This window comes from Nitrospiria bacterium (assembly GCA_035517655.1).
Taxonomy (GTDB): Bacteria; Nitrospirota; Nitrospiria; order JACQBZ01; family JACQBZ01; genus JACQBZ01.
The window spans coordinates 14,525-41,510 of the sequence record DATIYJ010000067.1 but is presented as its reverse complement, the minus strand read 5'-3'; the positions used below and the strand labels follow the sequence as shown (position 1 = coordinate 41,510).

The following is a 26,986-nucleotide window of genomic DNA, read 5'->3' as shown; positions in this document are numbered from 1 at the left end:
GCCAGCGCCTCCACCCGGAACCGGCTCGATCAGGAGGAATCCATGGAGGAACTGGCCGAGCTCGCGCGGACCGATCAGCTCGTCGTGGTGGATACCGTGACCCAACGACCCAAGACGCTGCATCCGAAATATCTCATGGGGGAGGGGAAAATAAAGGAGCTGATCATGAAGGCCTATCAGCAAGGGGCCGAGTTGATCGTTTTCGATCAGAACCTCACCCCGCTTCAAAACAAGGCGATCGGCGAGATGACCGAGATGAAGGTGATCGACCGGACCCAGCTGATCCTGGACATTTTCGCGCGGCGCGCGCACAGCCGGGACGGGAAGGTCCAGGTCGAGCTGGCCCAGTTGAAATACCGGCTGCCCCGCCTGTCGGAGCGGAGCACGTCGCTCTCCAGGCTCACCGGGGGGATCGGCGGACGCGGTCCGGGCGAAACGAGGCTGGAGGTCGACCGACGGCGCGCGCGGGATCGGATCAGCCGCCTGGAGAAGGAACTCCAGATGCTCAGCCGGGCCAGGACGGAACGGCGGTCGTCCCGGGTGAAGAGCGGGATCCCGATCGTCTCGATCGTGGGATATACCAACGCGGGGAAATCGACCTTGCTGAACGCGCTCACCCGCAGCGAGGTGCTGACGGACGACCTCCTGTTCGCCACGCTCGACACCGCCAGCCGCCGCCTGCGTTTTCCCCGGGAGCGGGAGGTCATCATCACCGACACGGTCGGCTTCATCCGCGAGCTGCCGGAGGACCTGATGGGCGCCTTTGCGCCGACGTTGGACGAGCTGCGGGACGCCCATCTCCTGCTCCATGTGGTCGACATCGGCAATCCCCGGTTCGAGGAGCAGATCGAGGACGTGGTCAAACTGCTGAGGCAGCTTTCGCTGGATCAAATTCCCCGTCTGGTGGTGTTCAACAAGGAAGACCGGGTCGATCCGCAGATCGTCAAGGACGTCTGCCGGCGCTATGACGCCGTCTCGATCTCGGCCCTTCACCCCGAGACGCTTCCCAAGCTCCTGGCGGTTCTTGAAGACCGGGTCTTCCGGCCGGTCGAGCCTAAACGACCCTGACCGCCGCCCCGTTCAAACCGCGCCTTCTACCATCCCTGGTTTTTTCCGAAGAGCACGGCGAGGCCGCGAGGGGACTTGCCGACCGGGAAGGTGGTCCGGACCGTGTCGGTTTCCGTGTCGATCACGACGACCCGTCCCGTGGGCTGCTCCCGACTCAGGGTCACATACGCGTACCGTCCGTCGGCGCCGTACGCGATCCCGACCGGTCCTGGCCCGACCGGGATGATTTTCTCCACCTTCCAGGAGCCGAGATCGACCTTGTAGACGGCCGCCTCCTCCGCGCAGGGAACATAGAGATACGGCCGGGTGGGATGAACCGGCGCCTCCGCCGGGCGCCGGCCCACGGACAGGCTTCCCAGGACCGCTCTCCGCGCCACGTCGATCTTGTGCACCTGGTTCAAGCCCGCGTCGGCGACGTAGGCCAGCGTTCCGTCGGCCGCGATTCCCGCGGCCGTCGGTTGCGCGCCCGCGGGCAGCCGGATGCGATCGACCGTGCCACGGGCGAGATCCACAACCGACACGTCCCCCGAGCGGCCGTCGGGGACCAGCACGAAGCGGCCGTCCGGCGTGAGGGCATGCCCGCGCGATCCCCTCCCCTTCAGCTTCACGGTCTCGACCACCTTGAACTCCGGGACCGAAACAACGGAAAGCGTCGACGCGGCTTCGTTCGAAACGTAGAGTCTCGCTCCGGTATAATCCGGAACGATATGATCCGGCTGATGTCCGGTCACCACGGACGCCACGAGCGCGTTGGTGCGGACGTCAAAAACCTGAAGCAAATCGTCCGATTCTTTGGTAAAAAGGACGGTCACATAGAAATATCGCCCGCGCGGATCCACGTTCACGTAATGCGGACGCATGCCGGTCGGGACCACGGCCACGGTTTCGAAGGTCGCGAGATCGACGACCGAAACGCTGTCCGCTCCTTCGTTGGCGACGTACAGGCGTTGGAGGGGTGATGAAAAAGCGCCGGGGGGCGGGGAGAAGAAGATCGACAAAACAACGGCAAGCCCCGCGGCCATTCCGCGGGACGACGGGAAAACGGGGCGCGGGATTCCCATGGGGAACGCTCTTCCTATTGGAGATCCTTCTTCAGAACTTCATTTTCGCGGATTCGAGCATCGGCGGGGGCCAGCCGGAGCGCCTGCTTGAACTGCTCCGCGGCCTCCTCCCGTTTTCCTTCCCGGTCCAGGGCCAGCGCGAGATTGAAATGGGCCGCGGCAAAATCCGGATCGGCCTCCAGCGCGCGACGGAAATCGGCGGCCGCCTTTTCCCAATGCTCGCGAAGCAGGTGATCCATCCCGTCCTCGTTTCGGGCCGCGGCCGAGCGGTTCGCGTAGCCCTCGGGCGCTGGAATCGCCATCCGGCCCGCCGGGCTCTCCGGCAGCCTCGGCCCGGACCGGCTGGAGCAGGAGCAACAGATCAGGAGGGCGACCGCCAGCAGAAAAACCCCGACACGGACCTTTGCGGCGCTCATCGCTCGTCCCGATTCCCGTCCCCGGCAGGGATGTTTATTGTTCCGTTTCCCGTTCGAGAAGGCTGAGGCAAAATTTAAGCACGTCCTGTTCGGAGAGGATGCCTACCAGCGCCGCGTCCCGATCCACGACCGGCAGGCCGCTGATCTTGTGCTTCATCATCAACGCGATCGCGTCCTGCACGGTGTGATTCTCGCGGATGGTGATGACGTTCAACGTCATCGCCTCTTCGACCGGCAACCGGAGATAGGCGTCATCCCGGTCGTCCTTGGGTAGCTTGAGGCTGGGCCGGCCGCCCAGCTGCCGCAGGTCGCGGTCGGAGAGGATTCCGACCAGCTTGCCGTCCCGGGTGATCGGCAGACGGCGGATTTCGTAGCGGGACATGACCTCGATCGCCCTTCCCACGGTCTCATCATGCGCGATCGTGACGGGGTTGGGCGTCATTAATTCGCTGACGGGTATGCGCTTCATCTCGGCCTCGCGAAATTATGGATGGATCTTTTCGGCGGTCCAACGCGCATGAACTATAGCACGATTCGACACCGGTCAACAAGGGGGGCGAGTCGCGACTCTCAAATCAATCCCCGCCGACCCCCCTGCGGACGACCACGATGCCGGAAGCATCGAGATGGTGCCGTGAGCGGTCCTCCTCCGGGTCGTATCCCAGACGCATGCCGGCATCGAGGACGTTGTAACGGTCGACGATCGCCCGGCGCAGGCGGGCCCCCCGTCGAATGCTGACGTAGTCCATGACGATCGAATCCTCGACCACCACGTCCTCCTCAAGCCACACCTCCCGTCGGACGATCGAATTGCGCACGGTGGCGCCGTTCACCACCGTTCCGGCCCCCAGACTGCTGTTCTCGATCTCGCCCCGGATGACCTTGGCCACCGGTCCTTGATAATTGCTGGAATAAATGGGCCACTGGGTATTGAAGGTTTCAAACTTGGCCTGGGTCCCCAGGAGGTCCCGGTGGGCGGCGTAATAGGCCCCGATGCTCCCCACGTCGCGCCAGTACCCCTTTTCCTCGTAGGGATAGAGGCCGGGAATTTGGTTGCTGAAAAAATCATAGGCAAACACCCGGTGGGTTTTGCTCAGACGCGGGATGACGTGCCGTCCGAAATCGCGCTCGCCCTGCCTGTGGGCCTCATTCAACGCGGCGGTGAGCATGTTCGTGGTGAACAGGTAATTTCCCATGGACGCGTACGCGCGCGTCGGGTCGCCCGGCATGGCCGCGGGATGCTCCGGCTTTTCGTCGAAGCCCCGGATCCGGCCGTCCTCATCGGCCGAAATGATCCCGAACGAGGAGGCCTGCCCGAGCGGAACGGGCAAGGCGGCCACGGTCACGTCGGCGTTCCGCTCGAGGTGAAACTCGGCCATCTGACGGACGTCCATCCGGTATATATGGTCCGCCCCGAAAACGGCCACGAAGTCGGGATGGTGCCGGTCGAAGAGGTTGATGTTCTGGTAGACCGCGTCGGCCGTTCCCTGAAACCATTCCGGCCCGGTCCGCATCTGGGGCGGCACCACCGTGACGAAATGATCGGGCAGCATGGGCGAGAGGATCCATGACCGGCGGACGTGCTCGATCAGCGACTGGGATTTATACTGGACCAGCAGATAAACGGCGTGAATTCCGGAATTGACCAGATTGCTCAGGACGAAGTCGACGATCCGGTAGCGCCCGCCGAACGGGACGGCGGGCTTGGAGCGCTCGGCCGTCAAGGGGTAGAGGCGGCGTCCTTCCCCGCCGGCCATCACCATGGCCAGGATTCTCGGACGGCTCAACGCGTAGCCCGAAACCGGCCGGTCGCTGTTTTTCTTCCCGCGAGGCATAACGCTCTCTCAATCCATTCTTGTACGGAGGTTTAGAAACGGAAGTATAACGAAAACCGTTGGGAATCTCAAGGGGCGTCGGGCCGTCCCCGACCCGGGGAAAAGGCCCGCCGGGATCATCCCATGGCCTGTTTGGGATAGGGCCATTTCGGCAGGTGGGGCGAGTCTTTGACAAGATAGCGTCTCATTCGGAGGTCGCAAACCGCATACCCCCAATTGATGAGGCGGCATTGCTCCTCCTCGGTGAAGGGGTTCAGCCGGGTGCGAATCTTCGCCAGTTCCTTCATGACTTCCGCGGAGACGAGGAGACCGCCCGGAAAGTTGTATCCCTTGAATTCCGTATGGATCCCCCAATAGGCGCCGTTGCGGTAGCCGAACTGGTATTCATAGGCCAGCGCGCGCTTCCGGAGCGATCGGGCCTGGTTGGCCGTGATATCGAAGGTCCGAAGGGTTTGACCGTACCAGTTCGTCCTCGGACCGGCGCCGGTCTCAAAAGGCATGCCCGCATCGCTCACGAGAAGCGTCTGGCAACGGTTCCAGACGGTTTCAAGACCGAGGTTGTCGTAGACCCCGCCGTCGGTGAGAACGAGACGCCGCCGGTAGGCGGCCTCGTCGTAGAGGTCGGCCCCCTCGGTCTTTGTGAAGCTTGCGGGATCCGCATCCACGACCACGGGCGAGAGATAGGGCGGGAAGGCGCTCGAGGCGGCCACCGCGAGCGAGACGCGGAAGGAGGGATTTTTGATCAGTCCGATCCGGTAGTCCCCCGCGTAGAATCGGGAGAACCGGAAGTCCACGCCCGTGGCCAGGTTCGTGGCATTGAATATAAACAACGGGGCATCTTTCGCGGGAAGATCCTGCAGTGTTTTATCCCCGAAAAGATACCTCCGATACTTTGCCTCGACCGCGTCGCTCACACGCTTCCCGGGCCTTAGCATCCCTTTCACAATGGAAGGGCCGTCGATGGAACGGCCGCAAAACTGCCGTAGAGGATTCGCCACCTCCCTGACGAAGTTGTCGGCGACGCCGCCGGCAAAGCGCAGCGCGGTCCATTGACAGGCCAGCACGCCGGACGTGATCGAGCCCCCCGATACGCTCGAGACCCGGTTCAGCTTCGGCAGATAGCCCAGTTCGTTCAGGCGCCAGAGCGCCCCGCAGTGAAAAAGGGCCGCGCGAAAGCCTCCTCCCGAAAGAGCCAGGCCGATCCCCGCTTCGACACCTTCACTCCCGAACGGCATATCGATTTTCCCAATGGAGCCGGCGGTGGAATCAAACCGCTGGCCGGCGGCTGACGAAGACGATCCGTAGTATTACCGGAACCCCCGGCGGAGTCAAGACCATTTTATTTTTTTATGGAAATCCGGCCCGGCCGACGGAGCCGCAAAAAACGCTTAGGATCGGGTTTGACAGGAGACAATTTTGTCGGCTATTCTTATAGGGGGGTGCGGCAAATCGTAGTCCCATTCGCTTTTTCCAAACGAGAATGAGCTCCCCGTCTTCCGGGGAAAAAAGTCAGGGTGATGGCCGATGGCCTTGAATGAAAAATTGGTCGTTCGTTTCCAGAACGGCCGGGTCCTTAAGGGGATCTCCAAGGATTTTTCCACGAACAAGGACAGTTTTCACCTGGCCTTGATCAATCGGCCGGCGACGAATCCGGCCGTCGTCGTTTCCCTCGGAGAGCTCAAGGGAATTTTTTTCGTGAAGGATTTTACGGGCAAGAAGGAATACCAGGAAGACAAGGGGTTTTCAAAGCCCGGAAAGACTTTTTACGGAAAAAAAACCGTCGTCCATTTCAAGGACGGCGAGATTCTATACGGTTTCACTCAAAATTACGCGCACGACCGGCCTGGCTTTTTTCTCTATCCGTATGATTCTCAATCCAACAACATCAAACTCTTCGCCCTCCGTTCGTACGTCACCAAGGTGGAATTCCCTCCCTCTTAGAATTTCTCCGGTTTAAAAATACCCGGACCGAACGCGTTGGGCATCGATCAGAACGGAGGAAGACCGTTGGGCTCGACAGGACAAAGGGACAAGCGGGAAAGACGCGCCGGGCGTATTGACAGTCGGACGGCGGGAGAATAGAATGACAGACCTCCCATGAAAGTAAACTTGCGACTTTGGTTCAGTCTCTTCTGCGCGGAGGCCGTTCGGGCGCTCGCCCGCCACAAAATGCGGACGGGGCTGACCGCGCTCGGCGTGATGGTCGGCGTGTCCGCCGTGATCTGGGTGGTGGCCATCGGCCGGGCCGGCACGGAGCGCACGGAAGCGGAGTTGCAAACGCTCGGCAACAACCTGGTCTGGGTCGAGGCGGGCTCCCGCAACATCAACGGGGTGCGCAACGGCACCCACGGAACAAACACCCTCACGCCCGAGGACGCGGAAGCCATCCGACGCGAGATGCCGCTCATCACGGGCGTGTCCGAGAACGTCGACGGCAGCCTGCAGGTCGTCTACGGCAACCGCAACTGGAACACCCGCTATCGCGGCGTCTCCCCCGAGTATGTGGACGTCAAGCGCTGGCCGGTCGCGGAAGGCTCGTTCTTCACGCACGACCAGGTGAAGCATATCGAAAGCGTCGTGGTGATCGGCGAGACCGTGCGCCGGGAGCTGTTCGGCGCGTCGGATCCGATCGGACGAATCATCCGCATGCAGGGCTCCTTGTTCAAGGTCATCGGCGTTCTGGCGCCGAAGGGCGCGACGGCCTGGGGCTATGACCAGGACGACGCCGTCATCCTGCCCTGGACGACCGCGCAAAAGAAGATCGAGGGCCGGGGCTTCACGTGGCTCGACGATATTCTGTGCTCCGCGGCCTCCCGGGAAGACGTCGTCCCGGCGATCGGGGCCGTTACGGCGTTGATCCGCCAACGGCACCACATTCGCCCCGGCGAGGCGGATGATTTCAACATCCGCCGCCCGGATGAAGTGATCAACGCGCAGATCCGGCAGAGCCGGACGCTGCAGCTGCTGCTGATCAGCGTGGGTTCGATTTCGCTGCTCGTGGGCGGCATCGGGATCATGAACGTGATGCTGGCCTCCGTGGCGCAGCGGACCACGGAGATCGGCGTGCGCATCGCCGTGGGCGCGACGCCGCGGGCCGTCCAGCTTCAGTTCCTCGGCGAGGCCGTGATGCTGAGCCTCTTCGGCGGCGTCACGGGCGTCCTTCTCAGCCTCGTCGGCGATTTCTTCATCGAGAGGATGCTCGGCTGGCCCTTGTCCACGTCTCCGCTGGCGGCCCTGCTGGCCGTTCTGTTCGCCGTTTCCGTGGGCGTCTCCTTCGGCTACTATCCGGCGTGGAAGGCCTCGCGGCTCGACCCGATCACGGCGCTGCGTAACGAGTAACGTTGACACGCCGGCCGCGTCCCCATGGAATGGTCGATTCGAAAATCACTCCTCCGAAAAAATACCCCCCCTTCCCCCATAAAAAAAGCGCACCCCGGGAACAACCCAGGGTGCGCCGTCATCAAGAAGCGCTGATGAAGCGCCGCTTACATCTTCGGAGCCTCAGGAGCAGGAGCTGCCGGAGCCGCCGGAGCTTCCGCACCGCCGGCCACCTTGATTTCTTTCGCCCAATGACCGCTCGAAGTCACATCCACCTTCGCGCCCACCTTCAGGTCGCCCTCGATCTTGGTCTTCTTGGAGATGCTGAACTTGTGGGTCTTTCCCTTCTCGTCCTTCACGGCGACGCTCTTCCCCGCCGTCACGGCCGTCACTTCACCCGAGGTCATCGTGGGCGCAGTCGCCGTTTTCTTGGCTGGCTTCTCCGGTGCCGCCGGCGCATCAGCCGCCACGCTGACACCGGCCAATGCCGCCGCGGTCAGGATGGATACTGCCAACATCAAGAGTTTCTTCATGTGTCTAACCCCCCTTATGGTTGTGGACAAATACGTCCGCAGATACTATAGCACAAAGTATGCCATTTTTGAACCGAAAAACGGCCAGGTCACAATTCCCAATGTTTATAATACAATTATGACGTTTGATCCGATCGATCGATCAAGACAACTGCACAGATGATCGGCGCAAAAATCACTCATTTGAGGCGATCGATGCCTCATTTGAGGCAAGAGAAATAAATAATCAGTCGTTCAGAAACTAAGCCGCTGATTTTAGAGGACGGGACCGGCTCGACAACAGGAGGTTGACGGCACTCCGTCTTCCCTCCTATAGGCCGCCTCCGTCGTGGACATGATCACCGTCCCCCGTTTCCGATCTGAAAAAGGTCCGACATCATCTGTACGTTTGAATCGCACGCGTGGTTCAGGCACGGCAAACCGAATCCGGCTTCGATGGACTTGAGCAAGGAGAAGTGCGTGTAGAACTTCGCGCTCTGCACCCCACGGGTGCCGTAGTTCGTGTCCACGATCAGCAACACTTGGTTTTTGGTCGGGGCGATGCTGTAATCGTTCTCATCCCACAGCACCACGATGGCGCTTCGGCCGTCATGCCACACGGGCGAGTTGTGGATGGCGGTCACAAGCAACTGCAACGTCACGTCGCCGCGGTAGATCAAACCGGGATTCAGCCCATCCTGCGTGCCGTTGTCGTTCGGATCGAACTCGCAGACGGGGCCGGCGTTGCCGCGTCCATGCTGGTCGTTGCACTGGTTCGGAGCGACGAAGGAAAAGGCCGGCACGTCGCCGGAACTGAGATCTGCAAAGAGGCCGTGCGAGCCTTCAAAATCGGCGACATTCTTCAAGCTGTTTTGCGGGTCGGCGCCTTCCTGAACGCTGCGAAAGTAGGCGAAGGGGTTGTGTTTCACCGCGTAGAGCGCGACCAGGTTGTCCTGCGTCTGCCCCTCTCCCGGCAGGGCCGCGCCCAGATCGCTGTTGTTGGTGAAGAAGCCGTCGCTGTTGTTGACCGTATCGGGGCCGGACGGCGGAAGGCTTTCTTGATAGCTCTTCCAGTCGAGCCCAGCGGCGACCAACTGGTCCGCGATGGTCTTGCCGAGAATATGCCTGTCCGCCGGAATGGACCGAACGCCGTCGATGTTGATCTCCCCCGGAGGGCCCGAGGTCTCGTTCGTAAAGTCGACGGCCGGCGTTTCCGCGTCCGTTCCGCTGCCCCCGATGGGACAAATAGCGGGACTCGGCGGCGTGTCCGTCGCGACGACCCCGGAGGCGAGGTTCGTGGTGCAGTCGGCGTTGTGCCAGTCCGGAGCATTGTCGGTTTGAACGCCGAAGTTCGATCCGCCCACCACTTCCAAATAGTTGGTCAGACTGGGGTGGGCGATCGCGAAGTAATTCGTCGCGGAATTGGCGGACTTCGCCAGGCTGTTGGTGAACGGCGCGTTCGGGTTGTCCACAATCTGGCCGTACGCGTGATTCTCCATCATGATCACAAAAACGTGGTCCAGGTTCGGAATGCCTTTGGGAACGGAAGCTTCGTGGGCGGACGCCGTGCCCGCCAAGGCCGTAAGCAACAGACCCAGTGTTGCCGCCCTTGTTTTTAGATCCATGAACTTTCTTTTCCGGAACAACGTGTCGTCGATGCTCATCTCCTGCATGGGTGATCCTCCTTTTTTAAAAATCTTGAATCGCGTCGATCATAGCAGCGCACTGTTACAACTTCCTCAATGCGATATTAACAATAGGTTAAAACTCGCGGCGGATTCCGGACGACGCCCTTGCGCTTTCACACCGGAAGACGGCCTTTGAGAGGAATTAGAGAAACCGATGAAAAATCCGGGATGGCGAGGAAACTCCGCAAGCAGACGCAACAAGGATTAAAAAGAGAAATAATTAATCAGTGGTTCAGTGACAAAACCGCAGATTATAAATGGAGCCGGCGAGTGGGATTGATCCGCCTTAGGCGGATTGAACCGCCGACCCGCTGATTATTTGTAGGTCTTCTCATTGCGGATCTTGACACGATAAATCACAACCGTCCTGCTCTGGTCATCAACTGCATAAAGGACACGATAGTCCCCTACTCGAACACGATAACCTTCTTTATCCGTCAGTTTTTTACAACCGTGAGGGCGAGGATTGGAGGCTAATTCGAGGATGGCCCGATCGATTCGTTGCCGGTCATGTGCCGGGATGCGCCGGAACTCCTTTTCGATCCGTTTTTCGACCAGGATGCGATAGGTCAAGACCGACGTCCGGCGCGCAGTTTCTTCCGAATACGCTCATAGGGGATAAACCCCGCCGCTTCCCGCTCGGCCTTCAGCAGATCATTGGCGTCTTCCAAGTCTTCGAGATACTCCATGAGGTTCTTGTAATCCCGAAGGTCGATCACGACCGAGGTTTTTCTCCCCTTTTCATCCGTGATAAATTGCGGTTTAAGATTTGTTTTCATAGGTTCAACATTAACAGACTATTCGCCGGGAGTCAAATCTTACCCGTTCATACTGAATGGATACTCTCCCGTCACCGGCGACGCAAGACCTATAAATTATTTATCCAGCGAGAAGGCGAGCGAGAGGGGAAGGCGGATCAGATGCAAGATGCGGGATGATCAATGCGAGTGAAAAATATTTCCATTGCCAGCATCCTTCATCCGGTATCCGGTCCCTTTGGTTTGGGGGCGACGCGAGTCCCTATAATACGGAGCCGGCGAGTGGGATTGAACCACCGACCTGCTGATTACGAAAAGCCCGCCGATATTTCCAAGAATACCTTTCCGGAACTTCCCTGATGAGAAAAGAAGGATGTAGAGTAACCCATGAATTGGGCAAGTATGCCTAAGTATGGGCACTGTGGTAGCTAAGAGGTAGCCGAAAATGTCTCGCGATATGGGCGGACATTTGCAGAATCATCAACATGAGTCAAGAGCAGACTTGACCCCTTTATGGAAATAGGCCTAACCTAAGACCGAGGGACGGCCCGATCCGGGGACCGTTTCCCCTGTCCAATGGTTAGGCGCTCTTTTGATAATGTGACGTGTACCAGTCGATAACCTGCCTGATCATTCTTTGATACGACGTATGCTGTTTTTTGGCCTGTTTCTTGAAAAACTCAATGCTCGATTTTTTCAAAGAGATCGTCACCTTGACGTTTTCCTCCTTCAAGACCAACTGATCCGGCGGAGGAAGAAAATCCTTGATGACCCTCAGTTTACCCATCGGTTCTTCAGAATATTTTATTTTCCTCTTCATATATCTTCCTCCCTTTTCTCCAATATCCCGCACCATAAATGCGGATGACATCACCGCGATAGGTGAACCTCACAGTCATGATGCCGTTACCCACACGGCCGAGACAGTAAAATCGCTCTTCTTCCTTGCTATGGTCAACATCCTCGGCAATGACACGTTGAGGGTCAAGGAACGCCTGCTGGGCCTCTGAAAAGGAGACGTTGTGTTTGGCTTGATTTTCCTTGTCTTTCTCCTCATCCCATTCAAAGCGGGTTTTCCCCATGGAGATAACCTACCATAGACGCGTGAAAAAAGCAATACAAAAGTATGGCTATTAATATGGGTTAAATGGAGCCATGGATGACTTCAGGCGGCTTGAGCGCAAGGCGAGGGACACCGGGAAGGGATTGTGGAAGTAGGCCTCAGATCAAGATCAGGTCCCCATGGATATTTGTTTCACCTACGAAGCAAGATTTTATTGGATTTGGAAATTTAATCATTTCGGAAAGAAATCTGTTTCGTAACCTATCGGATTTTGGGAAAGGATATGATTGTCACAAATGTGGGCGAGCACGAAGACGTGTTTTAAACGGCCATGCTCAGCAGCGCATAAGATTTTTCAAGTTCTATGCAAAAGTAAAGACCTGACCCTCTCAATTTGTGGGTCAGGTGGTGAAAGCCACCAAGACCAACCGCCCCCGCGTGGTGGATATGTCGGACATGGTTTCGGAGGGTCTGAAAGAATGGCGTGTCAAATGTGAATTGGAAGCGATGGGGAAGGACCGCGAGATCCCTTCGATCGTGTTCACGAACGAGGTCGGCGGCTATCTGGACGAATCCAAGGTCCGAAAGGTGTTTAAGCGTGTCCTGAAATGGGCAGAATTGCCGGGCCACTTCATCCCCTACAGCCTACGCCATACTTTTGCGTCTCAACTCCTGGCCGAAGGGGTGTCCGTGGCCTACGTCTCGGATATGCTCGGCCACTCGGATATCCGGCTGACGGTCAATTTGTACGGCCGATGGCTCCCTAAAGGCAATAAAGCGAACGTCAACCGGCTGGATTCGATCTATTCGGAGGCTCAGAAAAAGCTGATTGAGGAAGGCAAGAAAAAACTCATGGTAGCAAACGGTGGTAGCAAAATACCTTTTGAGAATATCGGAGACTCACAACTGCTTGAAAATAAATGGAGCCGGCGAGTGGGATTGAACCACCGACCTGCTGATTACGAATCAGCTGCTCTACCACTGAGCTACGCCGGCGCGACAGGTTGTGAAGTGTATCATAAAATTTGCGGCGGGAAAAGGGGGAAGATGAAACCGCGCTACTGCCGGCTGATCTTGACGTCCTTGACGACGGCGCCTTTCGGGCCGAAGGGCGGAAGCGACTTGCCGTTGAACTGGATCTTCACCCCGCCCGCGTTCCCGAAGCTCACCAGAAAATGGTCCGACGCCTTCCAAGTGACCTTCTGTCCGGGCTGGAGGAAGACTTCCTTGGTATCCCCGCCGTCGATCCGGGCCGAGACCCAGCTCGACTCCACCGCCTCGATCACCAGGACCATGTCTCCGAACGGCGACGGGGACGCGGCCGGCGCGGATGGGACGGGAGGCGCGGGGCGCCCCGCCGGAAGGGCGGGGACCGGAGGCCCGGCGGGCTCACCGGGCGGGTTCACGACGAGCGGCATTTTTTCAACCGGGGGTTTCGGCAAGGGCGAGGCCGGGGCTTTGGAAACCGCCGGGGTCTGGGAAGCCACCGGAGGCATGGGAAGCGTCGGAGACTTGGGGGGCGCCGGAACGTTGGCCTGTGGGGTCCCGGCCTCCTTGACGGCGGGTTTGTTGACGGCCGGCCCGGCCAGCTCAAGCGGCGGTTCCGAGGAGGCCGGCGCCTCCGGCGCGGACACGGACGAAGGGGCGGATTCGGAGCCTCCCCCCGTTTCCGTCGAACGCCGGGCGTTCATATTGTATACCATCAGGACGCCCAGGCCCACCGCGGCCACGACCACCGCCTGGATAACGCGGCTTTGGACCTTCCTCCGGCTTTGCTGGGATTCGCGCGCCTGCTCGGTGTGCTGTTGGCTCTCGTCCCGTTTCTGGAAGAAGGCCCGGGACGATTGGGCGAAGCGGGTCGTCGTGTCCTCGTCGTCCAGACCCAGACAGCGTCCGTAGGCCCGGACGAAGCCCCGGGCGAACACCTCGCCCGGGAATTTTTCCATCCGGTTCTCCTCCAGCGCCTCGATGTAGCCCGGGTTGATCCGGGTCCTCCGGGCGACCTCGCCGATCGAGAGACCGTGCTCCTCGCGTATTCTTTTCAGGTATTCCCCGATGGATTCCACGACGCTTCCCTCAGCTCACTGGAGAAGCCCAAGGCTCTCTTTGGCTTTTTTCGCCAGATCGCTTTCCGGCGCGAGGCGGATCACACGCTGAAACTCCTCCTTGGCCAACGGGCCGGAGCCGGTTTTGAAGTAGGTCTGTCCAAGGAAGTAGTGGACTTCGGTATAGTCCGGCGCGATCTTCAACGCCCCGTTGAAGGCGTCCACGGCCTCCCGGTACTGCCCGTCTTTATAATAGGCCTGCCCCAGACCGTTGTAGACCAGCGCGTTGAAGAGCGGATCGTCCGGTGGCGGCGGCAGTCGAAGCGCCTCCTTGAACTCCAGGATGGCGCTCTTGTACTCGTTCGTGTTGAGATAGACCATGGCCAGGTTGCGGTGGGGGTATTGCGGCGTCAGGTATTGCGGATTTTGCAGGGCCATTTTATACTCGGCGACCGCGCGGTCCCGATCGGACAGCCGCTCGTACACCGTCCCGAGATAGTTATGGGCCTCGGAAAATTTCGGATCGATCCGGATCGCCTGCTCGAAGTTTTTCTCGGCCTCGTTGAATTTGCCCTGGCCGAAATAGATATGCCCCAGGCCGTAGTAGGAATCCCGGTCGTTCGGGTTGATCTCGATCGCCTTCTGAAACTCGACGAAGGCCAGTTGCGTCTGGTTGTCGTTCAAATAGGACAGGCCCAGCTTGTAATGGGCCTCCCCGTTTTTCTCCCGCTGGGACTTGGACATCCCGGAGCAGCCGGACAGGGACAGGCCGGCCAGGACGACCCCCGTCACGATCCATCGTGTTCGAGCGCTCATGATTGGCCTCAGGACTTCCATCGATGCATGCCTCACGCCGTTATGTTACTCCTCTATAATACCACGTTTATCATACCGCCTTAATTATAGCAAAACGATCCCGGAGGCTCAGAGCTCCTTCGGGTTCTGAAAAAACGTCAGCCGCGCGAATTCCCGGTACCGGTCGTCGATCTCCGGCCGGGTCAGTCCGCGGAGCCGGTCCAGGCTGAAGGACTCGACGTTGAACGACGCCATCACGCTGCCGAAGATGACCGCCCGCCGGATTCCGGCCTCGCTCAGGTCGCCGCTCTGGGTCAGATATCCCATGAAGCCCCCGGCAAAGCTGTCTCCCGCCCCGGTCGGATCGAAAACCGCCTCCAGGGGATAGGCCGGGGCCGCGAACACCGTTTTTTCGCTGAACATCAGCACGCCGTACTCCCCCCGCTTGATGATCAGCGTCTTCGGGCCGCCGGACAGAATCGCCCGCGCCGCCCGGACCAGGTTCGCCTCGCCGGCCAGCTCCCGGGCCTCCCCGTCGTTGATGATCACGATGTCGACCCGCTTGAGCGTCCGCTTCAATTCGTCCCGTTTTCCGTCGATCCAGAAATTCATGGTGTCGCAGGCGACGAGGCGGGGTTTTTCGATTTGGCCCAGCACCTCCTGCTGCAAGACCGGGTCGATATTTCCCAGGAAGACCATCTCGGACGCCCGGTGGGACGGCGGGAGGACGGGCCGGAAGCGCTCCAGCACGTTCAAGCGGGTTTCCAGCGTGCGGGCCTCGTTGAGCTGAAATCCATACTCCCCCCGCCAGCGGAAGGTTTCGCCGTCGAGTGTCTGGAGCCCGGCCAAGTCGATCTCCTTCGATTGGAGAAAGCGGAGATGCTCCTCCGGAAAGTCCCGGCCGACGACCGCGACCAGCCGGACCCGGGTGAAATAACTGGCCGCCGTCGCGAAATAGGTGGCCGAGCCGCCCAGGACGTCCCGGGCCTCGCCGAAGGGCGTCTTCACGGAATCGAGCGCGACCGTCCCCACCACCAGCAAGCTCATGTCGAACCCTTTTTTTTCACGGAGGGTTTGAGATAATCGCCCAGAATCAGCTTCAGGTTTTCTCGGGTTTTTTTCGGAATCAACGACGGCGGCGTCATCACGGCGTTCCTGAGCGCGGAGCCGCAGGGGCAGCGTCGCGCGCCGGGGATGCCGGGAAGCGCCGCGCGGATGATCTGCTGGGACAGGATTACATTTTTCTTCAAGGTCTCGATCACGGCCTCGACCGTGACGGATTCCATGCTTTCATGCCAGCAGTCGTAATCCGTCACCAACGCGAGCGTAGCATAACAGATTTCGGCCTCGCGCGCAAGCTTGGCCTCGGTCACGTTCGTCATCCCGATCACGTCCACGCCCCAGCGCCGGTAGAGCAACGACTCCCCGCGCGCCGAGAACTGCGGGCCCTCGATGCAGAAGTAGACGCCGCCGTCGTGCAGGACGGCCCCCCGATGGTGTCCGGCCCGGCCGAGGACGGATCGCAGCTCGGAGCAGACCGGATCGGCGAACGCGACATGGGCCACCACCCCGTTCCCGAAGAAGGTGCTGACCCGCCGCCGGGTGTGGTCGTAGAACTGGTCCGGGAGCACGACCTGGCCCGGCGCGATCGACTCCTTCATGCTCCCGACGGCGCTGACCGAGATGATCCGCCGGACGCCCAGCTTCTTCATCCCCCAGATGTTGGCCCGGAAATTGATCTCGCCCGGAAGGATGCGATGGCCGCGGCCGTGCCGCGTCAGAAAGGCCACGCGGCGGCCCTCCAGGGTTCCGGTGACGAAGGCATCCGACGGCGGACCGAAGGGCGTCTTGAGCCGGACCTCCTTCTTTTGGGTCAGGCCCTCCATCTCGTACAGCCCGCTTCCGCCGATGATTCCGATTTCGATATCCCGCATCATCTTCTTCCTTGCTCTTCCTTCGGGCGTGAGAAATCACGCCCCGACAATGTCATGCACCCGGAGTTGTTCCCCGACGGCGCCTTCCGCCGATTTAAAGGCCTCCCCGTCGCCCTCCGCTTCGGACAGGTCGATCCAGCGGATGGACGGGTCGCGGTTGAACCAGGTGAACTGCCGCTTCGCGTAGCGTTTGGTGTCGCGCTTGAGGCGGCGCACCGCCTCGGCCCGGTCATATTCCCCGTTGAGACAGCCCGCGATCTGGCGGTAGCCCAGCCCTTTCATGGACGGAAGCTCCGGGGCATAGCCCCGCCCGATGAGGCGCCGGACCTCCTCGACCAAGCCCCCGTCCATCATTCGATCCACGCGCTCCTCGATCCTGCGGTAGAGATCGGCGCGCGAACGTCTCAATCCGATCTGGACCGCCCGGTACGGCGATTCGGAAAACCGGTGCTCGCGATGAAAATCGGACAGCGGCCGGCCCGTCGTCTCGTACACCTCGATGGCCCGCACGATCTTGGAGCGGTCCTGCGGCCGGATCGCCCGGGCCGACTCCGGGTCGATTTCATTCAAGCGCCGGTGGAGGTGGCCGGCGCCCTCCCGCCGCTCGGCTTCATACAAGCGCTCCCGCAGCGCCCGGTCCGCCCCGGGACCCTCCCACAAACCGTGCAAGAGCAGTTTCACGTAAAGCCCGGTCCCGCCCACGACGATCGGGATTTTTCCCTCCCGGTGCATCCGCTCGATCACGGCCGCGGCCAGGTGCTTAAACCGTCCCGCGCTGAAGGGCTCGTCCGGATCGACGATGTCGATCAGGTGATGGACGACGCCGGACCGTTCCTCCGGCCCGGGCTTGCCTGCCGCGGCAGGCTTGGCCGTCCCGATGTCCATGCCCCGGTAAACCATCCGGGAATCGGCGCTGACGATCTCGGAACGGAGTTTGAGCGCCAGCCGGATCGCCGCGGCGCTCTTTCCGACGGCCGTCGGCCCGACGAGCACGATTAATGGTTTTTTGGATTCAGATTGATCCATGGACATTGTAGGGGCGACCCGGTGGGTCGCCCGAATGAAGGGCGAGGCGCCGCCTCGCCCCTACCGTCACCGCCGTTGGAACAATTTTTCCAACTCCGCCAACCCAAACCGGACGCGGATCGGACGGCCGTGGGGACAGGTCGGCGGAATCTCCTGCCGGTAAAGGTCCTCCAGCAGGCGCGTCATCTGCTCCGGCTGGAGCGGCTGATGGGCCTTGATCGCCGCGTGGCAGGCCATCGACGCGACGACCGCCCGGAGCGTGTCCTCCGCGCCCGGCGTCGCGCCGGCGTCGACGTCGTCCAGGATATCCCGCATCAGCGTGCCGCCGTCCACCGCGCCAAGGAGCGCCGGCACCGCGCGGATCCGGAAACTCCGCTCGCCGAACGCCTCCGCCTCCAGCCCGATCCGCTCGAACAGCGGAAGGATTTCGCGGACCCTCACGGCCTCGGCCGGCGGGAATTCCACGACCTCGGGAATCAGGAGCGGCTGGACCGCCACGCGGGCGGCCCGCTGCTGGGACAGCAGGCGCTCGTACAGCAGCCGTTCGTGCGCCGCGTGCTGGTCGATCAGATGCAGTTCCGCGGAGGCGTCCCGCCCGACGACCGCCACGATGTAGGTCTGGTCCACCTGGCCGAAGGGCTGGACGCGGACCGGAAGCAACTCCGGTCCGGAATGTTCCGGCCCGGTCTCCCCGCCGCGCGCGGCGGCGGAATCCGGCGGCCGGTAGACCTCCAGCGCCTCGCGGACCTCCGCCGCGGGCCGTCCGGCGTGCGACGACACCGTGTAGACGACTCTCGTCCCCGCGCCGGACTCCCGGCCGACTCCCGATATCCCGGCCTCGCCCGCGGACCGTTCGGGCTGCCCCTGCCCGTCCGGCAGGCGGGAGACCGGCAGGCCCTCCCGCCGGAGCCGCTCCCTAAGCGCGGTCTTGACGAATTCATGGACCGTCGGGTTGTCCCGGAACCGGACCTCGCGCTTGGCGGGATGGACGTTGACGTCCACCGCCGCGGGATCGATCTCGACGAACAGGCAGGTGACCGGATGCCGCCCCTTCGCCAGGAGCGTTCCGTAGGCCTCGCTCACGGCGTGCGACAGCGACGCGTTCCGGATCGCCCGGCGGTTTAAAAAGAACTCCTGCCGCTCCCGCGTGGCCCGGAAATGGCCCGGCCGCGAAACCAGCCCCTTGAGCTTGAGACGGTCCGACCCGGCCGACACCTCCAGAAAATCGCGGCCGCCGTCCGACCCGATCATCTGCGTCGCCCGCTCCATCTCGTCCCGGACGAGCGGAAGATCCAGAAGGACCTCGCCGTTGTGGGTCAGGCGGAAATGGATCCAGAAATGGGGAAGCGCCTGTTGTTGAACGGCATGGACGATATGGGCCAGCTCGGTCGGGTTGGACTTCAAAAACTTCTTCCGCGCCGGGGTATTGTAAAAAAGCTCCTCCACCTCCACGAGCGTTCCGGCCGGGGCCGCCGCTTCCCGGACGCCGACCCGGTTCCCCCCGTGCACCCGGACCTCGGTTCCGAGCGTCTCCCCCCTCGGCGCCGTGACCATTCTCACCCGCGCGACGGCTCCGATGCTCGGGAGCGCCTCCCCGCGAAACCCCATCGTCCGTATGGCCGAGAGATCCGACTCGGACCGCAGTTTGCTGGTGGCGTGCCGCTCGAAGGACCGGCGGGCGTCCTCCGCCTCCATCCCCTCGCCGTCGTCCGAAACGCGGATCAGCCTCCGCCCGCTGTCCTCCACCTCGATGAAGACCCGCGTCGCCCCGGCGTCGATCGCGTTCTCGACCAGCTCCTTGACGACGGAGGCGGGACGCTCCACGATCTCGCCCGCGGCGATTTTGTTGGATAAATTTTCGGAAAGAATATGGATCTTCGGCATGAGGATTCGCGGCGGGCGCGGCGACCGCGCCCCCGCCAGGTTGATTTATTTCAATTCGGCCAGCTTGTTCTTCGCCAGTTTTCCCTCGTTGGTGAGCGGATAGTTCTCGACCACTTTCTTAAGATAGGTTTTGGCCTTGACCCGGTCGCCGAGTTCGATGCTGGCGTAGCCCGCTTTCAGGAGCGCCCCGGGAACCTTGTCGCTCTTGGGAAAATCGGCGACCACCTTGTCGAACGCGTCGATCGCTTTGACGTAATCCTTCTTTCCGTAGAACGACTCGCCGATCCAGTACTGGGCGTTCGGGGCGAGGCTGGTCGTCTTGAACTGCGTCAAAAAGCTCTGGAACCCCATCAGCGAAAGATCGTAGTTACCCTTGAGGTAGTCGTTGTAGGCCAGCCCGTACGCCTCCGACGGGGACATTCCGGTCGTCTTGTCCCTTTCGGTCGGCCGTCCGGGAAGGACGATCGTTTGATCGGCCGGGGCCGCCGGCGGTTTCGCCTCGCCGGTCCCGGGCGGCTTCTGGTCCGGGGCCGCGCCCGCCGCGGGGCCCCCGGCGGCTTTTTCGAGATCGGCCACCGATTTTCCGAGCGCCGCGATCTGGCCGTCCAGCACGTCCAGACGATCGGTGAGTTCCTTCGAATGGAAGGTCTGGTCGTCCATCCGCTGGGAGAGATCGGCCAGGAGATGGCTGTTCTCCTCCAGCTTCCCCTGCGCGGTCTGGAGGTCGGTCGCGACCTGGTCCAGCTTGATGACGATGTCGGCCTGGCTGCGCTGGACCGTCGTGGAACGCTCCTTGAAATAGCTTTCCACGACCCGGAGCCGGTTTTGGATCTCGTCCCGTTCCGCCCGGTTTTTTTCCATCTCGGTTTGCAGGTCGACCACGTCCGCCTGGGTCGCGCAACCGGCGACGCCGAGGACGAGGCACCCGAGGACGGCGACGGCCGTCCAAACCGTGCGGCGCAGGGGCGCGCGGTCGCGCGCCCCCGCCCGACGGACAAACATCCCTTTCCCGATCCCACCCCTTCTCATATCCTCTCTCCGGACCCCTTCCCTATTGAACCGTGAAATGGGCCCGTCGGTTCTTGGCGTAGCAGGTTTCGTCATGCTGCGTGCAGACCGGCCGTTCCTCGCCGTAGCTGATGGTGGACAAGCGGGCCGCCTCCACGCCGAGCGTGGTCAGGACCTGCCTCACGGCCTTCGCCCGCCGCTCGCCCAGGGCCAGGTTGTACTCGTTGGTTCCCCGTTCATCGCAATGCCCCTCGATCTTCACCCGAACCTTGGGGTTTTCCTTCAGCCAGCGGGCGTCGTTTTCCAGCGCGGCGCGCGCGTCGTCGCGGATGTTGTATTTGTCGAAATCGAAATAGGCGTCGGCCAGGCCCTGCGAAGGCATCTCGGCCGGTTTGGCGACCGGCGTCTCCTCGACTTTCGGAGGGGGCGCGGGCTCGGGGTTGCTCGGTTCCGGCGCGGGCGCCGGCGCCTGTTCCTGGACCGGCGCCGCGGCCTTGGTCGTCTCGACCTTCTTCGGACAGCCCGACAATAACAGGACGGTTCCGAGTCCGCCCATGAGCGCAAGATAGATGGAATGATGATTTCGCATGCTTCCTCTCCTTTCGTTGTTGAGTGTGCTCATCGAATTCAGGGATTGATGGTCGGTCGGCCCGCGCGCCGGGTCCGGTCGGCCTTTCTCATCGACGCCCTCAGGGCGACCAGGCCGGATTGTTGTTTTTGGCCCCGCTGAAGGTCAGCCGTTCCAGGTCCATCCCGTCCGCGTTCACCATGAAGAGATCCCCTTCGCTCATCCGGGTCGAGCTGAAGATCAGATGCTTCCCGTCGGGAGACCAGGTGGGCGCTTCATCCTCGCCGGGGCCGTCGGTCAGCTGGGCCGTCTTCGACCCGTCCGGCGAGATCGCGCAGATCCGCAGCCGCCCGTCGACGCGGCAGGTGTACGCGATCGCCGTTCCCTTCGGCGACCAGGCCGGCGTGGTGTTGTAGTCGCCCGCGAAGGTCAAGCGCCGGACGTTGCTCCCGTCCGCGTTCATCACGTAAATCTGCGGGCTGCCCCCGCGATTGGACGTGAACGCGATCTCGGTGCCCGGGGGGGACCAGCTCGGGGACAGGTTGTCGCTTTCATCCACCGTCAGCCGCTTCAGCCCCTTGCCTTCCTTGTCGACCCAGTAGATCTGCGCCGGCCCGTCCATCGTCCCGGCAAACAACAGGCCCTGTCCCGACGGCGACCACGCCGGCGAAATATTCAAGCCGGCGTATCCGACCACCTTCCAGAGCCGGCCGCTCATCAAGTCCAGGGTGTAGATCGCGGGCCCGCCGCCGCGATAGGAGGTGTAGGTGATCCAGTTCCCGTCGGGCGACCATCTGGGCGACAGGTCCAGATTCCGGTCGTTGGTAATTTTCCGGACATTATACCCGTCATAGTCCATCAAATACAACTCCTTGTTCCCGGTCACCAGGGAACCGAAGGCCACGCGGGTTTCGGCGATGCCCCGCTCGCCGGTATACTGAAAAACAATTTCATCCGAAAACCGGTGGATTATGGACCGGAGGTAGGCCGCCTGGCCCAGGTACCGCTTGCCCATCACCATCTGACCGCCCTTGCCGTCGTACACCCGCCCTTCCAACACCAGGTCCTCCCCCTTCTGGGAGAGCGCGATCCAGACGGCGGCCTGGACATCCTGCTTCCCGGCCTTTTGAATCACCTCGGTCGTGGGCTCCTCCCCGTTGGCCAATTCCGGAAACGGCGTCGGATGGACCACGCGGAAAACCTGCGAGCGGCGGAGGTCGCTTTCCAGGACGGTCTGGATCTCGCTCGAACGCTGGACCAGCGTCGGCGGCGCGGCCACCTGAAGAATGCCCAGCGGAATTTTTTCGGCCTCCGACCGGGTCGCGCTCAGGAAGACCTCGGCGCCCGGGGCCGGACGGGCAAAGGCGCACAGAAGAACGAGCAGAAGCGGCCAGACCCCTCGTCGAACCCGGAAGCGATTCCCATGAAGCATATCGGTCAGCTCTTTTTCATCAGCGTGAAACTGAAATGGATCGTGAGAGAAACCTCGCGGAGTCCCTGGGGAAAGGGCGGCAAAGGGTTGGCCTGGTAGACCGCCCGAAGGGCGGCCTGGTCGAAGAACGCGTTCCCGGAGCTCTTTTCAATTCGGGGATCCCCGATCTTCCCGTTCGGGTACAGGACAAAACCCACGACGGCCTCCTTGAGCTGGGCCGTCGACTCCATCGGCGGCGGCGACCAGGACATCTCGATCTTCCGGCGGATGTTTTCCGTGTAATATGGAAACTTGAAATCCGGAACCTCGATTCCCGTCTCGAGCTTCGTCGCCGGGGCGACCGCCGAAACGTTGTCGGAAGGCTTCGCGCCGGACGGCGGCGTCGGCGCGGCCTCCTTCGGCGGAGGCGCCTGTTTCGGTTTCGCCGGGGGCGGAATCTTGGCCGACGGCCGGATCGTTTTCGGCGGCGGCGTAATCGCCGGCTTCTTGACCTCGACCCGGGGCGGCGCGGCCGGCGGCGACGTCTCCCGGACCGGAGCCGGCGGCGCGGCCGGAGCCGGCGGCAGCGTCACCAGGTCCACTTGATACACGTGCGCGCCCAAGCGATGCGTCGACCGGCTGAGGGCGACCGCCAAAATCAGCGCCGCCGCGCCGACGTGAAACAGGACCGAAAGGGCCAGCATCTTCTTGAGCCCGAAGTCCGCGCCCCTGATCGTCATAACGGGTCCCGCGTTCATTGCGCCGTCGTTCTCCGGAGGTCATCGGGGAAAGGCCTACTTTCTTTCGTCGCGACGGGATTCCGCGGCGGGCTCGGTCACCATGCCCAGCCGCTCGATGCCCGCGCGTTTGACCGTATCCATAACCTGGACCACCACGCCGTACGGCACCTCGCGGTCCGCGCGAAGATACAGCGACACGTCCGGAGACCGCCCCTTCAGCTGCTCCAGCGCGCCGAGAAGCCGGTCGGCGGAAACCGCGTCCTTATCCAGATAGATCTCCCGCTGCCGGTTCACGGTCAGGACCGCCCGCTCCTCCGGGGCGATCGTGTTCGTGGCCGTCCGGGGAAGATCGACGTCGAGGCCCCGGTACAGGAGCGGCGCGGTGACCATGAAGATGACCAGCAGCACCAGGACCACGTCCACCAGCGGGACCACGTTGATCTCCGACATCAGCCTCCGGTTCTGCGCCCCGTTGATCATTCGGCGCCCACCTTCGCCGCGGCCGCGCGGCTTTGGGCCCCGGGCGAAACGACCCGCTCCTCCACGAGGCTCAGGAACTCGGCCGAAAACGTTTCCATGTCGGAGGCCATGACCCGGATGCGGCTGACGTAATAATTGTAGGCGACGACGGCCGGGATGGCCGCGAGGAGGCCGGCGGCGGTGGCCACCAGGGCCTCCGACACGCCCGGGGCCACGGCCGTGATGCTGGCCGTTCCCTGGCGGCTGATGCCCTGAAAGGCCGAGATGATCCCCAGCACCGTTCCGAAGAGGCCGATGAAGGGCGAGACGTTCCCGGTGGTGGCCAGAAAGGAAAGGTAGGACTCGAGCGCCCCGATCTGCTCGTCCACCGCGCGCTTCAAGGTCCGCTCCAGTATTTTAAGCCCGGTCGTCCGTCCCGAATCCTCGATGCGCCGCAGATCGTCCTCCGACTTCAACGAGAAGCCCGGGTCCATGCGCTCCATGCCGGCCAGGAAGATGCGGGCCACCGGGGACCGCTGCATGCGCATGGCGGCCTTCCGAAGCTCGATCAGGCTCTGCACCTTCCAGTAGAGGGAGAAGAACCGCTTGTCCTCGGCCGCGGCCTTGCGGAACAAAAAGAATTTTTGGAAAATGATGGCCCACGACACGAGCGAGAAAACCAGGAGGACGATCAGAACGGCCTGGGTGACGATGCTGGCGGAAAGAATCAGGTCGATGACGCTGGTGTCGAACGTATCAATCAGGGGCACATGCTCCTCAACGACCGCCGCTCCCGGAGGGCGGCGCAAGATAAAAAATGGCGGGGCCGGCGGGGCTCGAACCCGTGACCTCCGGCGTGACAGGCCGGCGTTCTAACCAGCTGAACTACGGCCCCGACATTCTTATATCAAACTTATATCAAATAGAGCAGTAGAGCATTGGACCGCCTTTGAACACGGATCACGCTTAACCAATGCTCCACTGCTCTATTGTTCCAACGCTCGGCTTCGCCTCCGGCGAAGCTGGTAGGCGGAAGGCGGTTTGAACGCCTGACCTTCCCGGTGTAAGCGGGATGCTCTGCCAGCTGAGCTATCCGCCCTTTATTATAATTGGGGGCCGCTGCGGCAAAGAAGATACAAGGTCCTCACATGCCCCCAAACCCCGCGCCTCTCGCGGCGCAGCCGCGATCCGGCTTATCTTATAATTGGGGGGCCGCTGCGGCAAAGAAGATACAAGGTCCTCACATGCCCCCAAGCCCCGCGCCTCTCGCGGCACAGCCGCGATCCGGCTTATCTTATCACTGGCGGCCCCGAGCGCCGCCTTCGATTTGTTGCAAACACGTATGAAGTCGCGTAAAATACTAACAACTTTGAGTTTGTTTGTCAACCCCAATGATCGTCCTTTTATCGACGGAGATACGAACTTCGTGAGAAAGACCGGCAGGGTTCATCCGCGTCGGGCCGCTTTCATCGTCGCTCTGATGCTTTCGGTTTTGAGCCCCGCGGCCTGCGGCCAAAAACCGCCGGCGCCGCCGACCGCGCAGAAGAATCCCGTTCCGGAGTCCCGCGCGGCGCGTCCCGCGGACGAGGCCTGGGCGAATTTCACGACCGGCGCCAACGTGAAGGCGATGGCCCTGGAAGGGGACCGTCTCTGGATGGGCCTGCCCAACGGGATCATCCGCTATGACACCGACACGGTCGACAGCCACGAAGTCTTCACGCCCGCCTCCACGCAGGGCGGGCTCTTAAGCAAGGGGATCTACACGCTCAAGGTGGACCGAAACGGCCTCAAATGGATCGGGACCTACGGCGGCGGGCTGACCCTGTACGACGGAAAAACCTGGAAGACCTATACCGTCGCGGACGGCCTCGGGGACCAGTGGGTCTACGACATCGTGTTCGACGGCGACCGGACCTGGATCGCCACCTGGAAGGGCGTCAGCGTCTTCGACGGAAAACGGTTCAGGAATTATACCGAGAAGGACGGCCTGATGGACAAGTGGGTCTACTCCATCGCGCTGGACCACGACCGCGTCTTCTGGTTCGGGACCGAGTCGGGCGTGAACCGCTTCGACGGAAAAACCTGGTCGGGCTACACGCACAAGGACGGACTCGGGGCCGACGTGGAGCCGGCGGCCCCGGCCGCGCCGGAGAAGGCCGCGTCCCCCGACCCGGCCGTCCCGCCGCCTCCCTCGTCCGGGGAGACCGACTACGGCTCGACCGGATCGCCGTCCATGCCCCATCATATGGGCCCCGGGAAGCGGAACGCCGGGCCCAACCCGAACTTCGTCATCGCGGCCGCGGTGGGACACGACAACGCCAAATGGTTCGGAACCTGGGGGGCCGGCCTCTCGCGCTTCGACGGAAAAACCTGGACGACCTTCACGAAGAAGGACGGCCTCGGCGGAAACTTCATCCATGCCCTGGCCGTGGACGCCGACGGCTTCGTCTGGGCCGGGACGAACGGCGGCGCGAGCTGGTACGACGGCGAGCGGTGGCGGAACTTCTCGAAGGACGACGGCCTGGTGGACAACAACGTCTTCTCGATCGTGTTCGACGACAAGGGCAACCGCTGGTTCGGGACCTGGCAGGGCCTCTCCCGCCATCACGGTAAACTTCCCTCGTGATGGGGAACGGACCGCAACATTCCTCACAACAACGCCGCTCCCTTCCCAACGTCAGCCTGGCGCGGGCGCTGTCGAAGCTGGGCGTCGCGTCCCGTTCGCAGGCTCGCGAACTGATCCGCTCCGGCCGGGTCACGGTCAACGGCCGCGCGCTCACGAACCCGGAGGTCCGCGTCCATCCCGAGCGCGAGAGCATCGCGGTGGACGGGAAAACCGTCGCGCGCGGACGGCGCCTTTATATAATGATGCACAAACCGGCGGGTTACGTCACGACACGCTCGGACGAGCGCGGCCGCGCCACCGTTTACGACCTGCTCAACGACCGGGACCGACGGCTCTTCCCGGTCGGCCGGCTCGATCGGGACAGCCGGGGACTGCTCCTTTTTACGAACGACACGCCATGGGCCAACGCACTGACGGACCCGGCTTCAAAGCTCCCGAAGGTCTATGAGCTTCGGCTCGACCGCGAGATAACGGACCCGGACATGGAGCGCTTTCGATCCGGCGTGACGCTCGACGACGGCGGACGGACGCGCCCGGCGAAGATCCGGCGCTTGGAACGCGCGGACGGCCCCTTAGTCGAGGCCGCGATCACGGAGGGACGGAACCGCCAGCTGCGGCGGATGATGTCCGCGCTCGGCTACGAGGTGAAGGACCTCCTGCGGACCCGGATCGGATCGGTTTCGTTGTTGGGACTTCGGGAAGGTGACGTGCGCGCATTGACGCCGGAAGAAATCCGCGCCTTAAAAGCCGAACGCCGCCGAAAGGACTAAA

The 26,986-nt window shown here is 62.0% G+C and carries 28 protein-coding genes and 3 tRNA genes; 5 read left to right on the top strand and 26 right to left on the bottom strand.

From position 1 onward, the window contains the following. The coding region (gene hflX, locus VLY20_12485) for a GTPase HflX (protein ID HUK57462.1) at nt 1-1,068 on the top strand (1,068 nt) is incomplete at its 5' end. A gap of 26 nt (nt 1,069-1,094) precedes the next feature. Here hflX and VLY20_12480 read toward each other — a convergent pair. From VLY20_12480 to VLY20_12460, 5 genes are all read right to left on the bottom strand, one after another. Further along, entirely contained in the window at nt 1,095-2,129 is a 1,035-nt protein-coding gene (locus tag VLY20_12480; GenBank protein HUK57461.1) for a hypothetical protein, read from the bottom strand. 14 nt (nt 2,130-2,143) lie between these two features. Then, nucleotides 2,144-2,545: a tetratricopeptide repeat protein gene (locus VLY20_12475; GenBank protein HUK57460.1), complete on the bottom strand. Its 402-nt coding sequence runs from the start codon at nt 2,543-2,545 to the stop codon at nt 2,144-2,146. Between the two features lie 34 nt (nt 2,546-2,579). Then, on the bottom strand, nt 2,580-3,014 hold the full coding sequence (locus VLY20_12470; GenBank protein ID HUK57459.1) for a CBS domain-containing protein: 435 nt from the start codon (nt 3,012-3,014) through the stop codon (nt 2,580-2,582). Between the two features lie 106 nt (nt 3,015-3,120). After that, on the bottom strand, nt 3,121-4,332 hold the full coding sequence (locus VLY20_12465; GenBank protein ID HUK57458.1) for a glucose-1-phosphate adenylyltransferase: 1,212 nt from the start codon (nt 4,330-4,332) through the stop codon (nt 3,121-3,123). A 164-nt stretch (nt 4,333-4,496) separates the two neighbouring features. Further along, complete coding sequence (locus VLY20_12460) at nt 4,497-5,615, bottom strand: patatin-like phospholipase family protein (protein HUK57457.1); 1,119 nt, start codon at nt 5,613-5,615, stop codon at nt 4,497-4,499. A gap of 289 nt (nt 5,616-5,904) precedes the next feature. Between VLY20_12460 and VLY20_12455 the strand changes: the two genes are divergently transcribed. Then, nucleotides 5,905-6,321, top strand: coding sequence for a hypothetical protein (locus VLY20_12455; GenBank protein HUK57456.1), 417 nt, complete (start codon nt 5,905-5,907; stop codon nt 6,319-6,321). Nucleotides 6,322-6,477: 156 nt separating this feature from the next. Continuing rightward, nucleotides 6,478-7,719 carry an ABC transporter permease gene (locus VLY20_12450; protein HUK57455.1) on the top strand — a complete coding sequence of 414 codons (1,242 nt, stop codon included), beginning with the start codon at nt 6,478-6,480 and terminating at the stop codon, nt 7,717-7,719. A 146-nt stretch (nt 7,720-7,865) separates the two neighbouring features. Here VLY20_12450 and VLY20_12445 read toward each other — a convergent pair whose 3' ends face one another. The 21 genes from VLY20_12445 to VLY20_12345 form a co-directional block, all read right to left on the bottom strand. After that, nucleotides 7,866-8,231, bottom strand: a complete 366-nt coding sequence (locus VLY20_12445) for a hypothetical protein (GenBank protein ID HUK57454.1) — start codon at nt 8,229-8,231, stop codon at nt 7,866-7,868. 338 nt (nt 8,232-8,569) lie between these two features. Further along, nucleotides 8,570-9,883: an alkaline phosphatase family protein gene (locus VLY20_12440; GenBank protein ID HUK57453.1), complete on the bottom strand. Its 1,314-nt coding sequence runs from the start codon at nt 9,881-9,883 to the stop codon at nt 8,570-8,572. Between the two features lie 330 nt (nt 9,884-10,213). Beyond that, a complete protein-coding gene (locus VLY20_12435) occupies nt 10,214-10,471 on the bottom strand; it encodes a type II toxin-antitoxin system RelE/ParE family toxin (protein ID HUK57452.1) in 258 nt (85 codons plus the stop codon). After that, nucleotides 10,468-10,677 (bottom strand): hypothetical protein, encoded by a 210-nt coding sequence (locus VLY20_12430; GenBank protein HUK57451.1) that lies wholly within the window; start codon nt 10,675-10,677, stop codon nt 10,468-10,470. Before VLY20_12430 ends, VLY20_12435 begins: the two co-directional genes overlap by 4 nt. Nucleotides 10,678-11,236: 559 nt before the next feature. Beyond that, nucleotides 11,237-11,443 (bottom strand): CopG family transcriptional regulator, encoded by a 207-nt coding sequence (locus tag VLY20_12425; protein HUK57450.1) that lies wholly within the window; start codon nt 11,441-11,443, stop codon nt 11,237-11,239. Between the two features lie 7 nt (nt 11,444-11,450). Continuing rightward, a complete protein-coding gene (locus tag VLY20_12420; GenBank protein ID HUK57449.1) occupies nt 11,451-11,738 on the bottom strand; it encodes a BrnT family toxin in 288 nt (95 codons plus the stop codon). A 902-nt stretch (nt 11,739-12,640) separates the two neighbouring features. Further along, a tRNA-Thr gene (locus VLY20_12415) sits at nt 12,641-12,715 on the bottom strand. A gap of 62 nt (nt 12,716-12,777) precedes the next feature. After that, nucleotides 12,778-13,785: a RodZ domain-containing protein gene (locus VLY20_12410; GenBank protein ID HUK57448.1), complete on the bottom strand. Its 1,008-nt coding sequence runs from the start codon at nt 13,783-13,785 to the stop codon at nt 12,778-12,780. 15 nt (nt 13,786-13,800) lie between these two features. Continuing rightward, nucleotides 13,801-14,580: a tetratricopeptide repeat protein gene (locus VLY20_12405; GenBank protein HUK57447.1), complete on the bottom strand. Its 780-nt coding sequence runs from the start codon at nt 14,578-14,580 to the stop codon at nt 13,801-13,803. Nucleotides 14,581-14,688: 108 nt separating this feature from the next. Further along, nucleotides 14,689-15,606 (bottom strand): PfkB family carbohydrate kinase, encoded by a 918-nt coding sequence (locus VLY20_12400; protein ID HUK57446.1) that lies wholly within the window; start codon nt 15,604-15,606, stop codon nt 14,689-14,691. Then, nucleotides 15,603-16,493 (bottom strand): S-methyl-5'-thioadenosine phosphorylase, encoded by an 891-nt coding sequence (gene mtnP / locus VLY20_12395; GenBank protein ID HUK57445.1) that lies wholly within the window; start codon nt 16,491-16,493, stop codon nt 15,603-15,605. The genes VLY20_12400 and mtnP overlap by 4 nt, the downstream gene beginning before the upstream one ends. A 36-nt stretch (nt 16,494-16,529) precedes the next feature. Then, complete coding sequence (gene miaA / locus VLY20_12390) at nt 16,530-17,519, bottom strand: tRNA (adenosine(37)-N6)-dimethylallyltransferase MiaA (GenBank protein ID HUK57444.1); 990 nt, start codon at nt 17,517-17,519, stop codon at nt 16,530-16,532. Nucleotides 17,520-17,585: 66 nt separating this feature from the next. Then, complete coding sequence (mutL, locus tag VLY20_12385) at nt 17,586-19,403, bottom strand: DNA mismatch repair endonuclease MutL (GenBank protein ID HUK57443.1); 1,818 nt, start codon at nt 19,401-19,403, stop codon at nt 17,586-17,588. A gap of 45 nt (nt 19,404-19,448) precedes the next feature. Continuing rightward, nucleotides 19,449-20,432, bottom strand: coding sequence for a tol-pal system protein YbgF (ybgF, locus tag VLY20_12380; GenBank protein ID HUK57442.1), 984 nt, complete (start codon nt 20,430-20,432; stop codon nt 19,449-19,451). Nucleotides 20,433-20,454: 22 nt separating this feature from the next. Then, nucleotides 20,455-21,000: a peptidoglycan-associated lipoprotein Pal gene (gene pal, locus VLY20_12375; GenBank protein ID HUK57441.1), complete on the bottom strand. Its 546-nt coding sequence runs from the start codon at nt 20,998-21,000 to the stop codon at nt 20,455-20,457. 100 nt (nt 21,001-21,100) lie between these two features. After that, nucleotides 21,101-22,411, bottom strand: coding sequence for a Tol-Pal system beta propeller repeat protein TolB (gene tolB, locus VLY20_12370; GenBank protein ID HUK57440.1), 1,311 nt, complete (start codon nt 22,409-22,411; stop codon nt 21,101-21,103). 5 nt (nt 22,412-22,416) lie between these two features. Continuing rightward, nucleotides 22,417-23,130, bottom strand: coding sequence for an energy transducer TonB (locus VLY20_12365; protein HUK57439.1), 714 nt, complete (start codon nt 23,128-23,130; stop codon nt 22,417-22,419). 54 nt (nt 23,131-23,184) lie between these two features. Continuing rightward, nucleotides 23,185-23,610 carry a biopolymer transporter ExbD gene (locus VLY20_12360; GenBank protein HUK57438.1) on the bottom strand — a complete coding sequence of 142 codons (426 nt, stop codon included), beginning with the start codon at nt 23,608-23,610 and terminating at the stop codon, nt 23,185-23,187. After that, a complete protein-coding gene (locus VLY20_12355; protein HUK57437.1) occupies nt 23,607-24,359 on the bottom strand; it encodes a MotA/TolQ/ExbB proton channel family protein in 753 nt (250 codons plus the stop codon). Before VLY20_12355 ends, VLY20_12360 begins: the two co-directional genes overlap by 4 nt. 48 nt (nt 24,360-24,407) lie before the next feature. Continuing rightward, nucleotides 24,408-24,484, bottom strand: a tRNA-Asp gene (locus VLY20_12350). Nucleotides 24,485-24,612: 128 nt separating this feature from the next. Then, nucleotides 24,613-24,688 (bottom strand) — tRNA-Val (locus tag VLY20_12345). Nucleotides 24,689-25,015: 327 nt separating this feature from the next. Here VLY20_12345 and VLY20_12340 point away from each other — a divergent pair. Together VLY20_12340 and VLY20_12335 are read left to right on the top strand one after the other, a co-directional pair. Beyond that, nucleotides 25,016-26,215: a two-component regulator propeller domain-containing protein gene (locus VLY20_12340; protein ID HUK57436.1), complete on the top strand. Its 1,200-nt coding sequence runs from the start codon at nt 25,016-25,018 to the stop codon at nt 26,213-26,215. Beyond that, complete coding sequence (locus VLY20_12335) at nt 26,215-26,985, top strand: pseudouridine synthase (GenBank protein HUK57435.1); 771 nt, start codon at nt 26,215-26,217, stop codon at nt 26,983-26,985. Before VLY20_12340 ends, VLY20_12335 begins: the two co-directional genes overlap by 1 nt. Nucleotide 26,986 lies beyond the last annotated feature (1 nt).